Source organism: Methylophaga sp. OBS1 (assembly GCF_026319365.1).
In genome coordinates, this window is record NZ_JAPDMS010000003.1 from 46578 (window position 1) to 59264 (window position 12687).

General features: G+C 50.5%; 12 protein-coding genes. 1 reads left to right on the forward strand and 11 read right to left on the reverse strand.

Features of this window, described 5'->3' with window-relative positions:
• Position 1: 1 nt before the first annotated feature.
• From OMQ46_RS09575 to OMQ46_RS09605, 7 genes are all read right to left on the reverse strand, one after another.
• Entirely contained in the window at positions 2–865 is an 864-nt protein-coding gene (locus OMQ46_RS09575; protein WP_266236551.1) for a hypothetical protein, read from the reverse strand.
• 419 nt (positions 866–1284) lie between these two features.
• Positions 1285–2535: a hypothetical protein gene (locus OMQ46_RS09580; protein ID WP_266236552.1), complete on the reverse strand. Its 1251-nt coding sequence runs from the start codon at positions 2533–2535 to the stop codon at positions 1285–1287.
• 342 nt (positions 2536–2877) lie between these two features.
• Positions 2878–5526 carry a nitrate reductase gene (locus OMQ46_RS09585; RefSeq protein ID WP_266236553.1) on the reverse strand — a complete coding sequence of 883 codons (2649 nt, stop codon included), beginning with the start codon at positions 5524–5526 and terminating at the stop codon, positions 2878–2880.
• Between the two features lie 14 nt (positions 5527–5540).
• Positions 5541–5846: a nitrite reductase small subunit NirD gene (gene nirD, locus OMQ46_RS09590; RefSeq protein WP_266236554.1), complete on the reverse strand. Its 306-nt coding sequence runs from the start codon at positions 5844–5846 to the stop codon at positions 5541–5543.
• An 8-nt stretch (positions 5847–5854) separates the two neighbouring features.
• Positions 5855–8287 (reverse strand): nitrite reductase large subunit NirB, encoded by a 2433-nt coding sequence (gene nirB / locus OMQ46_RS09595; RefSeq protein ID WP_266236555.1) that lies wholly within the window; start codon positions 8285–8287, stop codon positions 5855–5857.
• A gap of 217 nt (positions 8288–8504) precedes the next feature.
• Complete coding sequence (locus tag OMQ46_RS09600; RefSeq protein WP_266236556.1) at positions 8505–8942, reverse strand: YybH family protein; 438 nt, start codon at positions 8940–8942, stop codon at positions 8505–8507.
• Between the two features lie 53 nt (positions 8943–8995).
• Positions 8996–9499: a MarR family winged helix-turn-helix transcriptional regulator gene (locus tag OMQ46_RS09605; protein ID WP_266236557.1), complete on the reverse strand. Its 504-nt coding sequence runs from the start codon at positions 9497–9499 to the stop codon at positions 8996–8998.
• Between the two features lie 140 nt (positions 9500–9639).
• Here OMQ46_RS09605 and OMQ46_RS09610 point away from each other — a divergent pair, with 140 nt between their 5' ends.
• Positions 9640–9957, forward strand: coding sequence for a PepSY domain-containing protein (locus OMQ46_RS09610; RefSeq protein ID WP_266236558.1), 318 nt, complete (start codon positions 9640–9642; stop codon positions 9955–9957).
• 7 nt (positions 9958–9964) lie between these two features.
• Here OMQ46_RS09610 and OMQ46_RS09615 read toward each other — a convergent pair whose 3' ends face one another.
• The 4 genes from OMQ46_RS09615 to OMQ46_RS09630 form a co-directional block, all read right to left on the reverse strand.
• Complete coding sequence (locus tag OMQ46_RS09615) at positions 9965–11287, reverse strand: ATP-binding protein (protein WP_266236559.1); 1323 nt, start codon at positions 11285–11287, stop codon at positions 9965–9967.
• Positions 11284–11952, reverse strand: coding sequence for a response regulator transcription factor (locus tag OMQ46_RS09620; RefSeq protein ID WP_266236560.1), 669 nt, complete (start codon positions 11950–11952; stop codon positions 11284–11286). The genes OMQ46_RS09615 and OMQ46_RS09620 overlap by 4 nt, the downstream gene beginning before the upstream one ends.
• Before the next feature lie 3 nt (positions 11953–11955).
• Entirely contained in the window at positions 11956–12273 is a 318-nt protein-coding gene (locus tag OMQ46_RS09625) for a PepSY domain-containing protein (RefSeq protein WP_266236561.1), read from the reverse strand.
• An 80-nt stretch (positions 12274–12353) separates the two neighbouring features.
• Positions 12354–12668, reverse strand: coding sequence for a DUF2845 domain-containing protein (locus OMQ46_RS09630; RefSeq protein ID WP_266236562.1), 315 nt, complete (start codon positions 12666–12668; stop codon positions 12354–12356).
• Positions 12669–12687 lie beyond the last annotated feature (19 nt).

Below are 12687 nucleotides of genomic sequence, written 5' to 3' on the forward strand. Positions count from 1 at the left end.
CTCATATCATTCTGGTGTGTTGTTGAGAGGCGTAATGGATAATGATGCCGAACACTTTCAGCACCTCATCAATCGCCCGGGTGGAAACATTGAAATAATCATTGGAGTCAACCTGCACACGGCCGTCGTGAAGCACATTGTGCTCAACCATTTCTATCAGTTTTCCGATACTCTCACTGATGGCTTTAGCGGCATTTTGCAATGTATGATGCAGATCCTCATTCTTGATACCGTTGATTTGCTTGACTAATTCGCTGGTCGTGCTTTGCACAGAAATGCGGAGGAAATCGAGGATAATGCGATCAGCACCTTCGCAAACACCACGAGCGCAGATACCGGAACCGATGGCACGGGTCTGTCCCACCGTTTCTGCCACACGCAAAGTGTCCAGGCAAACCTCAGAAACGCGTGTACAGCGGTCCAGCATCATACGATGCAGCTCGTGATCGCGCATCACATCGTCCAGTAGAGACAGCTGGCCATCTATCATCAGACTGTGCTGACGAACCAGATTCTGTGATTTGAGATCACCGGCGAGTGCATGCTTTTTCAGTCTCGGCCAGTGTTCAGTGAACGATTCCCATTGAGGAAAGCGTTTAAGCTGCAAGCTGTCACTGCTGGCAATTAACTGATCAATATCATTCTGAAGACTGGCCAGTTGGGGCTTCAGTTTGTCATTACCCTGACTGACAGCATTGCTGGTACCCCGATGTTTCTGGCAGCTGTCAATAATGCGTTTCATATGCACGGTGAGCAGAATACCCTGTTCAATCCGGCTTTGTTCCTGCCGCCGCAACACGGCAAGACGGCTGATAAAATAAATAAGGCACACAACGGTGAGGCCACCGATAAACATCGGATACATCTATGCTCTCCACTGAACAAGATAAGTGACGACCCGGCAGCGGTCTGATTTGATACAACCGGGCCCGGCAATTACTCCCAGGCAACTAATAAGCCGGCCATCAGCCCCAGCGGGGAAATCATGACCATAAAGAGTAGTTTCCCCAACTCTTTCAGCAGAAATACAAAATCGATGAGATAACCCATAATCTATCTCCTGTAGGTTGGTCTAGGCTTAAATCTGCATAAGCTGTGCCAAAGAAATAAACCATATATTTCATACAGTTAAGAAAAAAGCTAATTCACTCTATGCAACAAAATGGTGTCGACTCACGGCCACTGAACGAATATGGTGCACATATTGCTGAGGGTCTGCTGCTCATCAACAGCAAATAAAAAAGCCGGGCTAAGCCCGGCTTTTCATACGAACGCCCTGTTGATTCAGAATTTAACCTGTCCATACACCCAGAATTTTTCGGTATCGGTCAGTCCAAATTCATCATCCGCATTGTAGTCTGCGTATTTCACCCCCACGGTATAGTGTTCCTTGAAGGTCTTTTGCAGCATGATATCGAACTCGTCACCTGCGTCGAGGCTGCCTTCGTCGGTTTCAAAATCGTGATAAACCGCGACCAGTTTAGCCCCCAGCACATTCCCCACCAGCGTGACGTAGGTGTCTTCCAGGCCCTGAGCCGGCGTTGAGAGAAACTTATCTGCCCAGCCCTGATAGGCATGGTTGGTACCCAACGGGGTCCTGAAAGCATCTGTGCCATCGCCTTCCTGAACTTCATGAGACAACTTCAGCATCCAGCCTTTGTATTTTCCGCCCAGTTCCAGCAGGTAGTAATCCTGCTGTTCCATTTCGCCCTCAGCGTAATCATCCTGGGTGGCATACTCAGCAGTGTAGAGCACACTGAAAGCATCGTTGAGTGCCTGTGAGCCGGAGAATCTCAAGCCATAAGTGGCTGTAGAGTTCTTGTTATCATCCGGCGCGTCCTCATAATCCAGCAAATAAGCATAGCCTTCCAGTTTACCGACAGGCAGACCGCTGTACTGCAAATTGAACAGATGGCTATCCATATCAATGTCACCATCATTGATCAGCGGTGCCACATCACGGTCTTCACCGAAGATAGTATGAACCTGGTTCAGATAGGCATAGCTGAGGGTGGTATCAGGCAAAGATTGATTGACGATACTGAAGGCATCAAAAGTCTGCCAGTTCTGACGCCAGCCGACAGTGCCGATAAAACGGTGGAACGGCGCATCCCTGAATGTCACAATCTGCCGACCGAATTTAAATGTTGTATCGAAATTGTTGTAGGCCAGAAACGCCTGATTGACTTCCGTACCCTCCGGATCGGCCACAATCGGATAATCGGGCTCGCCGTTGGTGCCCGCGGCATTAAACTTATCGGACCCCAGATGAGAAACATCTTCAAACTCAACAAAGCCGCTGAAGCCATGGAATGCTCCTGTTTTATAGCCCAGTGTTGTGCGCAGCGTATAGGCATCCGCTTCTTTATCGATGCCATCCTGATCCACATTTTCATAACGGGCACGCGCAGAAAAGCTGACTTTTCCGCCGGTTAACGCTTCCATAAAGGCATCTTCAGCCTGGGCGATGGCAGGCACCATTGTCATGCTGCTCATGCCTGTCGCCAACAGACTCAGGGCCGTCAATTTTTTCATTTTTGGCATTGTTTATCCTCGTATAAAAAAAGCCATGCAGGTTGCCCTGTCATGGCCTCGTTACCTTGATTAATGAGTGATTAATATCGAAAAGAAAGATGGCTGCACCGTTGCAGAGTCACTGTCCCTATAATTGCAACCATAGTGCCAATTTAATAAGTGTCTGTTTTTATTTAATTATTTATATTTTCGTGAAAATATCGTGATGACAAATGCACCATTTAAATACTTATTTATCTCCTCATGCACTACAAGGTAACAATCAGAAAGATGTGAAGCCGCCACAAACAAAAACGGGACATCTGGAAGACGTCCCGTGACTGCAGGTATTGTGAGAGTACGTCAGTGGCCGAGCAGTTTCTTCAACTCAGGAACACAGGAGCCACAATTGGTTCCAGCATTAAGCTTGCTGCCAATATCATCCACATTCTTGACGTGCCCGCTGCTGATGGCGTCTTTCAGCGTGTTCTCTCCAACACCGAAACAGGAGCAGACAATCGCACCACAGTCTTTCTGGCCCTGACCGGGCTGTCCAACCAGCAAACTGTAGCGCTCGGCATCTGACAGGCTGGTTGAGCTAAATAGCTGTGATAGCCAGGAACGGGCCGGCAGGTCATGGCTGGGCGCAATAAATACCACCCCTTCCAGTTGATTACCGACAATCTTGCCGGCACGATAACGGCCCGCTTTTTTGTCGATAAAGTCTAACCATTCGCCTTGTGTGCCCAAGTGCTGCTGCGCCCAGGAAGCGGGCTGCGTGATCTCTTTTTCACCGGCAATTTCATAACGCCAGAACTGGGCGCCCCGAACTTTGACCCAGTAATTGGCATCTTTCACCGTAATGGGCTTACGCGATAAGATGAAGCCATGCCAATTAGGTTGATAAGGTCGGATTCTGACCGGGGTATGTTTGGATTCAGGCTGTCCTGAGATAGGGTCATACACCGCCGCGACCAGCGCATCGACACGCGCCATCGACGCATACTGATTACTCCAGTGAATCGGCACAAATACACTGCCCGGTCGTTGTTCATCAGTGAACACGACCCGCACAATCATTTTGCCCCACTGGCTGCTGACTTCGGCCAGTGCGCCATCGACCAGGTCCCAATTCTGTGCATCCACAGGGTGAATCTGCACCATCGGCTCAGGAATATGGGCATTCAGTCGCACCGCACGCCCGGTACGGGTCATGGTGTGCCACTGGTCACGAATCCGCCCTGTATTCAGCACCAGCGGATAGTCGTCCGAAGTCCGGTTCTGGGGCAGTTTAGGTTCAATCGGCACCATGCGTGCTTTGCCGGAAGGGGTAAAGAAAAGACGATCAGTAAACAGTCTCGCCGTGCCGCTGGGTGCTTCTGCAGTGACTGGCCACTGGATTGGCGCCAGGTTCTCATAAGCCTCATCCGTGATATCGGCAAGGCCACTCAGATCAAAGTCACGACTGCCCGCATTCTCAAATGCCGACAATCGCGCATGTTCACGGAACACATCAACCGGCTTTTCAAACGGAAAAGCTTTTTCAAACCCCATCCGTCGCGCCACCTGAGTCATCATCCACCAATCCGGCTTCGCCTCTCCCGGTAGTGGCAGGAAAGCCCGCTGATGACTGATACGTCGTTCCGAGTTAGTCACGGTGCCGTCTTTTTCACCCCAGGCCGCTGCGGGCAGCAGAATATCGGCCAGTTCCGTGGTGTCGGTATTACTCTCACATTCTGACACCACCACCAGTTCGCATTTTTCGAGTGCCGCTTTAACACTGTCTGCTTCAGGCAGACTCACCACCGGATTGGTCGCCATAATCCAGACAGCTTTGATTTTGCCATCGGCCACATCTTTGAACATATCGATGGCTTTGGCCCCGTTTTCGGTAGCGAGTCGATCGGTTTCCCAGAAACGGGACACGCGGTCATGATGCTCCGGGTTGGTTATCTCCATATGTGCCGCCAGTTGATTACTCAGACCGCCGACTTCACGGCCGCCCATTGCATTGGGTTGGCCGGTAAAGGAAAACGGACCCATCGCCGGTTTGCCCACCCGGCCGGTAGCGAGGTGGCAGTTAATGATGCTGTTGGTTTTATCGGTACCGGAGGTGGATTGGTTAATGCCTTGAGAATACAGCGTGACGACCTTCTCGGTTGAGGCAAACAACTGATAGAACTTAACAATATCCTCTTCGGGGAGTTCGGTAATTGAAGAAACCTGCGGAATGTTGCCGGCGCTCTCCTTGGCCACTTTAATCGCAGCCGAGAAACCTTCGGTATGCTGCTCCAGAAAATCCAGATCCAGGTAGTCTTCCTGCTTGAGAAAATTGAGCAAGCCATTAAATAAGGTCGCATCACTCCCAGGTCTCAGAGACAGATGCAGATCGGCAATGTCGCAGGTCGATGTCTTTCGAGGATCGATCACCACAATCTTCAGATCGGGCCGCTGTTGCTTGACCTGGTTGATGCGCTGATAAATCACCGGATGACACCAGGCCAGATTGGAACCGGCCATCACCAGCAAATCCGCCTGTTCCAGATCTTCATAGCTACAGGGCACCGAGTCACTACCGAATGCACGCTTGTAGCCGGCCACCGCCGACGACATACACAGACGTGAGTTGGTATCAATGTTGGCACTACCGATAAAGCCCTTCATCAGCTTATTGGCAGTGTAATAATCTTCGGTCAGGATCTGACCGGACACGTAAAAGCCGATCGCACTGGGGCCGTGTTTATCAATGATACTTTTGAATTTCCTGCTGACGGTGTTGAGCGCCTCATCCCAGGAAACACGTTTACCGGCGACTTGGGGATAAAGCAAACGGTTGTTCAGATCGACGGTTTCCCCCAGCGCTGAGCCTTTAGAGCAGAGTCGACCGAGATTAGCCGGATGACGCGGATCGCCCTCAATACTGACAGTGCCGTCCGGTTGCGGTGTCGCCAGGACACCGCAACCGACGCCGCAATAAGGACAGGTAGTCTGAATAGTGTGTTCTTTACCCAAAACAGATGACTCTTTTATAGCGAAATATAGACCACGCCATTTTCGATTTTGGTCTCAAATGTGCGTGTACAGCCTTCATCAGGCCCGGTTGCTTCACCACTTTCCATATCGATGACCCAGTTATGGAGCGGACAGGCGACCCGTTTATCATAGACGATCCCCTGTGATAGCGGGCCGGCCTTATGCGGGCATTGATCGTAGAGGGCAAACACTTCATCGCCTGCGGTTCTGAAGACAGCCACATCGCCATCCTTCGTCACCAACACCCGTGATCCTTTATTGGGAATATCGGCCAGCGGGCCAACTTCGGTCCAGTTCATGCTTACCTCTAGCTTACTTGTTTAATGGGGATATAGTTTTCTTTGTGCTTGGCAGCGTGCTCAGCCCACGGATCTGTCTGTGCATTTTCCTGTGATTCATAGAAACGCTGGGCCAGACGTTTGCGGTTGGTTTCATCTTCCACCACCAGCGCCTGTACGTGTTTCAAACCGACACGCTCAATCCACGGTGCGGTGCGTTCCAGGTAATGGCCTTCTTCACGGTAGAGCTGCATATAAGCCGCGATATACTCCATCGCTTCTTCTTCAGTAGCAACTTTGCACAGGAAATCAGTAGCCCGGACCTTGATACCGCCGTTACCGCCGACATGTAGTTCATAACCGGAGTCGACACAGACCACACCGATATCCTTAATGGTGGCTTCGGCACAGTTACGCGGACAACCGGACACGGCAATCTTGAATTTATGCGGCGTCCAGCTGCCCCAGGTCATTTTCTCGACCTTGATACCGAGACCAGTCGAGTCCTGGGTACCAAAGCGGCACCACTCACTGCCGACACAGGTTTTAACGGTCCGCAGCGATTTACCATACGCATGCCCGGAGACAAAACCGGCATCGCTTAAATCCGCCCACATTTTGGGCAGATCATCTTTTTTCACACCCAGCAGGTCGATACGCTGACCACCAGTGATTTTGACGGTGGGAACGGAATATTTCTCGGAGATATCGGCGATCGCACGCAGCTCTCTCGGGTTGGTCACCCCGCCCCAGATCCGCGGCACAACGGAATAAGTGCCGTCTTTCTGAATATTGGCGTGGACCCGCTCATTGATGAAGCGTGATTGTGGATCATCTGCGTACTCGTTAGGCCAGCTACTCAGCATGTAATAGTTCAGTGCCGGCCGGCAGGAATGACAACCATCAGGATTTTTCCATTCCAGTGCTTCAATCAGCTGAGGAATATTTTTCAGTTCCTGTTCTTTAATCGCGGTTTTGACCTCATCATGCGACATGTCGGTACAGCCACACATGGCTTTTTTGCTTGGCGTATCGTTAAAGTCACTACCCAGAGACGAGGCCAGGATCTGTTCTACCAGCCCGGCGCAGGACCCACAGGAAGCCGACGCTTTGGTGTGCGCTTTGACTTCGTCCAGGGTGTAAAGATTGTGCTGTGAAATCGCTTTGGTGATATCCCCTTTACAGACCCCGTTACAGCCGCAGATTTCAGCATCATCCGGCAGATTATCGGTAGAGTTGGCAGCGCCATGTCCGGAATCACCGATATGGTGCTGGCCAAACAACATATTTTCGCGGATGTCCGAGACATCGGTGCCGTCTTTCATTAATTGGAAATACCAGGTGCCATCGACGGTATCACCATAGAGCACGACGCCGATCAGGCGATCGTCTTTAATGACAAGTTTCTTGTAAACATGCCGTGCGGCATCCTTGAACACCAGATCTTCGGTATCCTCATCACCGTTGAAATCACCGGCTGAGAACAGATCGATACCGGTCACTTTAAGCTTGGTAGACGTCACGGTGCTGATGTATCGGGCAATCCCCATCTGGGCCAGATGATTGGCGCAGACTTTCGCCTGCTCAAACAGGGGCGCCACCAGGCCAAATGTCTGACTGCGGTGCTGCACACATTCACCCACCGCGTAAATGGTCGGGTCGAACGTCTGCATGGTGTCATCCACCACAATACCGCGCTCGCAGTGAATCCCCGCGGATTGGGCCAATTCAACATTTGGCCGGATACCCACTGCCATCACCACCAGATCGGCATCTATTTCACTGCCGTCCTTGAAATGGACTTTCTCCACCCGCGTATCACCGCTGATGGACTCGGTGGCGTGATTCATCAGGAAGTTAAGACCTTTGCCTTTCAATTCCTCCAGCATCAAATCCGAAGCCGCGCTGTCCAGTTGCTGGTTCATCAGCGTTTCGCTGATATGAACCACAGTGACATCCATACCCTGCAGCATCAGACCATTAGCCGCCTCCAACCCCAGCAGTCCACCACCAATCACGACTGCTTTTTTATGGGTCTTAGCCGTTTCCAGCATGGTGTCGACGTCTTTGATATCGCGGAAACTGATAACGCCAGGCAAATCTGCACCGGGAAGGGGCAGCATGAAGGGACGTGAACCGGTCGCCAGCAACAGACGGTCGTATGGTTCGGCTGTGCCATCGTCAGCGATGACCTCGCGTTTAACGCGATCAATCCGGGTCACTTTTTTACCTGAATGCAGCGTGATATTGTTATCTTGGTACCATTGCAGATCATTAATCATGATCTCGTTAATGGTCTTCTCACCTGCCAGCACCGGCGACAGCATAATACGGTTGTAGTTACCGTAGGGTTCTTCGCCGAACACGGTAATGTCATATTTCTCAGGGGCGAGCTTGAGCAACTCCTCCAACGTTCGCATCCCAGCCATGCCATTACCGATCAGCACTAATTTCTCTTTCATGGATCTCTCCGGTATTAACTAGTCATCAATATCGCAATCACCATGCCAATTTATAAGGTGTTGAAATTATTGATTATGGCTATTCCAGAGGGCCCTTAATTGGTGCGACAAATACTTATTTGCGCACCAAAATAAAACATCGATGCACCAGTTGGTGACGTAAAAAAGATCACGCCATTAACGGCAGTCACATCCTTGTGAACTGGATTGATATTAATCAGGGCGTGGCGTTCCAGACGTGGGACTGCAGTTGCCATTCACCGGCATCGTTCTGCACCAGCACAGTCACCAGCACACCACCAAAGCTTACCGGTTGTTGCTCAGCATCAACGCCATCAGCCTGCCAGTACCCAACCTGCGTGATTTGCTTGTCGGCCGCAATAATATCCACTGTTTCTATCTGATGGTTATGCACGCCGTTTTTAATAAACCCTGAGAACAAATTGCTGATTGCCTCATGACCTTCAAGCAGCTGGCCATTGCCGGGTGAAACCGTCGCCTCTTCGCCATACAGGGCCACAAGCTTATTCAGCTTGCCCTGATTCAATGCCTGATTCCATTGTTGATTGGCTTGCTTGACAATATTTTCCGGGCTCTCAGCGAGTACGGCGCCACTTAAGGTAAAAGCCGTTAAGGCCATTAACAACTGTTTCATTATTGTTTCTCCTTTATTTAATTAGGAAGCTAATTATTACGTTAAAATTAGACTCAGTCGAATACCTGAGCCTGCTGATTCAGCTTCATTAAAATCTGCATCAGCATGGTCCCCTCCTCATCACTGAGTGCGGTCATCAGTTGCCTGACCCGGCGATAGTACTCAGGCATGACTTCATCGAGTTTTGCCTGGCCTTTAGTGGTCAATTTGACCAATGTCTGTCGCCGATCCTTGGGCGACACCATGCGGGTAACCAGCTTGTCGCGCTGAAGACCATCAATCAACCCTGTCATGGTGGCGCGACTGACCCCGGCTTTCTCTGCAAGCTTGGAGGGACTGGAGCTGCCATCATCCTCGCGCATCAATAACACCAGCACCCACCAGCGCCCCTGCAATAGAGCGTGTGCGCCAAGATAACGATCCAGGCCGTTGGATAAATCGGTGGCAACGCGCAGAAACGTCAGAAACTGAATCACCCTGTCGATATCGGCATCGGGGTAGCGATCAGCAAACTTCTTGAGGATATGCGCATCCGGTAAGTCTTTAAGCTCCAGCATAATTCAAATTATAGTTAGCCTCCTAATTACTTTCAATACCTGAAATTAAATCAGATTCAGGTTCAGTTAATTTAGGCTTCAGCTTGATTTAAGTCCACCCCCCTAGTATGGGAATCGTTCACCAACAAAGGAGACTGAACATGAAATTAATGAGCGCCATTACTTTAAGCAGTGTTTTAACTGTATTGTCTTTGTCGGCATCGGTTCAGGCCGATGATGATATGCGTGAGATGAAAACGCTGTCTGAAGGCCTGGGTTTGATCTCGCTGGAAGAAGCAAAAACCAAAGCACTGGAAGCCAAACCCGGTGTGATTGAAGATGCCGATCTGGAAGATCGAGATTTCAGCAAAGGTTGGGACTATGAATTTGAAATCGTCGACGTTGATGGCAACGAATGGGAAGTTTACATTGATGCCAAGACCGGCGAAGTCCGTAAAATTGAAAAAGACTGGTTCTAATCTGCAGTCACGTCTGCAGGTGCACCGTCACCTGCAGACCTCCCCATTGCTCAGAACGCTGGAATGAAAGGCTGCCTGAGTAACTTTCCACGATATCCTGAACAATGGCAAGGCCAAGTCCACTGCCGGGCTTGGATTCATCGGCACGAAACCCCCGCTGACTCAGCGATGAGAGAATATCATCATCACAGCCGGGTCCATCATCCTCAACCACAAGACACAGTCTGTCGTCTACCATACTGATGTTGAGCGCTACCGCCTGGTGGCACCACTTGCAGGCATTATCAAGTAGATTGCCAAGTAACTCCAGCAGGTCTTCACGATCACCATCAAAACGGACTTTTTCAGCAAGCTGCCAGTTTATATTCAGCGCTTTATCACGATAAATTCTCTGCAGGGTTTCAATAAGTTGAGAAACCAGCTCGGCCAGATCAACGCCTTTCCCAGGTAGAGTGACACCGGCGATACGCGCCCTTTTCAATTCTCTGTCGATAATTTGCCTGACTTCGCCTGTCTGCTGATAGATATCAGCACGCAACGCCGCTTCGACTGAAGGAGCCGACTCGGCAATCTGATTAATCAGAGTAAGCTGTGTTTTAAGTCGATGTGCCAGGTTACCCAGCGCCTGCCTGGACCGACGCGTTTTGACCACCATGCTCTGCATCAGCCGGTTGAGTTCGACCAGTAAAGGTCTGATTTCATCGGGTGCGTTTTCATCAATGCGCTCAATCTCACCCTGCCCCAGCTTTTCAAGCTGACGCCGTGCTTTACTCAGCGGTTGCAGCGCTTGTCGGATCAAACCGGCCTGGAATAACAGCAGCAGCACAAAACCCGTTGCAGAGAGTAGCGTGAAGACAAACTGGAAATGCCGTTTGTCTTCCAACATCCAGGCAATATCTTCCGCGACCGTGATGGTCAGCAATTTATCCTGTTTCTGGTAAGTGGCCGATACTGCCAGCAGCGGCTGATCCTGCGGGCCAGTCTGGTAATGGACACGGCGCTGCCCTACGGCGACATCATCCGTGTCCAGGTTTGAGTCCCATAATGAACGTGAGAAGAGTTGCTGGTTTTCAGACTCAACAGTGTAGTAGAGACCGGAGAAAGTGCGTCTGTAATTACTGCTCAGCCTTTGGCTATCAAGCATTAATTGTCCGTCAGTTGCCACAGTCAAGTTGGCCAGCAGGCTCTCTGTCTCTTCCTGTAGCCGGGAGATAACCTGTTTCTCAATCAGTCGGTCGATGGTCAGGGTCAACCATAACCATTGCCCAACCAGTAATAATGCCAGCACCAGCGTCAAGCCGATGGCCAGTCGGCTGCGAATTGAGGTCATTGAGCTTCCCGGCCGAAAATATAACCTTGTCCCCGTCGTGTCTGAATGAACTCCTGCCCAAGCTTCTGCCGTAGCCGGTTGATATAGACTTCAATCACATTACTGTCTTTATCACTGTCAAGTTGATAGACATGTTCCGTCAGCGTGGTTTTGGACAAAAGTTTACCCGGGTTAAGCATGAAATATCGTAGTAGCTTGAACTCGGTGCCGGTTAGGCTGTAAGTCTCTCCATTGCTGAGTTTGACACGCTGTCCCGACTCATCCAGTGATAAGTCGCCATAAGTCAGCGAGCCAGGTTTCAGGCCGGCATAACGGCGCAGAACGGCGTTGATTCGAACCAGCAACTCTTCAATTTGAAAAGGTTTGGCAAGATAGTCATCTGCACCGGCCTTAAAGCCCGCGACTTTATCCTCCCACGCGTCTCGGGCGGTCAGTATGATCACCGGCGTCAGGTTGTCACGCTCTCGCCAGTTGCTGAGCACATCAAGCCCGGGCATCCCCGGCAGCCCCAAATCCAGCACAATGAGGTCATAAGGTTCGATGTCACCCATTGCCTCAGCATCAACTCCGTCAACCGATAGATCGGTGGCATAACCAGCACGGTTCAGGGCGTCCTGTAACTTCGGCCCCAGAACAGGGTCATCCTCAACCAAAAGCAGCCGCATGAACTAATCCTCGCTTTCCAGTTCAATCAGTTCCGCTGTGCTGGCATCAAGTTCCAACTCCCACACCTGACCACGGTCATCAAGGATTTCGAGTTCGTATATATAACGGCCATCTTCTTCATCAAGCTCTGTTTCCAGAATTTGTCCGGATTTAACCGCCATCGCAGACTCTATCACCTGCTCAAGGGGCAGAATATCACCACGCTGTTTCAGCATGCGTGCGTAATCAGAATCATCGTCTGCTTGCAGGCTCTGGCCGGGCAAAGCCACGAGGATCAATAAACAAGTGATACCGGTAAGTGCGTTAAAGATTTTCTTCATATCAGTTCTGCCGGGATTCAAGAATCAACGACAGTGTATAACTGATGACTTAATCCAAGATGAAAAATGGTGACCGTCAATTAGCGCACAGTAAAGATTCGCACGACCTCACCATTTTTGAAAATAACATGGGTGGCTTTACTGTTAGTGGTGCTGTACATCCACTTTTCAAAAAGATCATGACCTTCTTCGTCACCCAGCGCCGGTCTTTTGTGTTTACTGATATAGGAAGGCTCCCAGGCCTGACCGCAGGTTGACTTGATCTGTTGTGGGCTCATTCCAAGCTTAATAGCCTGGCTGCCACAGGGTAGGCTGGATAAATCAGCACTCCCGGCCAGTACAGCTGTGCTGAACAGGCCGGCAATGAGCATGATGGCGTTTGATGTCAGTCGCATGAATGTCTCTCCTCCTGGT

What these genes read in the sequence shown, in the direction of transcription:
- OMQ46_RS09575 (WP_266236551.1), bottom strand. Translation starts at nt 865, where the DNA reads ATGTATCCGATGTTTATCGGTGGCCTCACCGTTGTGTGCCTTATTTAT.
- OMQ46_RS09580 (WP_266236552.1), bottom strand. Translation starts at nt 2,535, where the DNA reads ATGAAAAAATTGACGGCCCTGAGTCTGTTGGCGACAGGCATGAGCAGC.
- nirD (WP_266236554.1), bottom strand. Translation starts at nt 5,846, where the DNA reads ATGAACTGGACCGAAGTTGGCCCGCTGGCCGATATTCCCAATAAAGGA.
- nirB (WP_266236555.1), bottom strand. Translation starts at nt 8,287, where the DNA reads ATGAAAGAGAAATTAGTGCTGATCGGTAATGGCATGGCTGGGATGCGA.
- OMQ46_RS09600 (WP_266236556.1), bottom strand. Translation starts at nt 8,942, where the DNA reads ATGAAACAGTTGTTAATGGCCTTAACGGCTTTTACCTTAAGTGGCGCC.
- OMQ46_RS09605 (WP_266236557.1), bottom strand. Translation starts at nt 9,499, where the DNA reads ATGCTGGAGCTTAAAGACTTACCGGATGCGCATATCCTCAAGAAGTTT.
- OMQ46_RS09610 (WP_266236558.1), top strand. Translation starts at nt 9,640, where the DNA reads ATGAAATTAATGAGCGCCATTACTTTAAGCAGTGTTTTAACTGTATTG.
- OMQ46_RS09615 (WP_266236559.1), bottom strand. Translation starts at nt 11,287, where the DNA reads ATGACCTCAATTCGCAGCCGACTGGCCATCGGCTTGACGCTGGTGCTG.
- OMQ46_RS09620 (WP_266236560.1), bottom strand. Translation starts at nt 11,952, where the DNA reads ATGCGGCTGCTTTTGGTTGAGGATGACCCTGTTCTGGGGCCGAAGTTA.
- OMQ46_RS09625 (WP_266236561.1), bottom strand. Translation starts at nt 12,273, where the DNA reads ATGAAGAAAATCTTTAACGCACTTACCGGTATCACTTGTTTATTGATC.
- OMQ46_RS09630 (WP_266236562.1), bottom strand. Translation starts at nt 12,668, where the DNA reads ATGCGACTGACATCAAACGCCATCATGCTCATTGCCGGCCTGTTCAGC.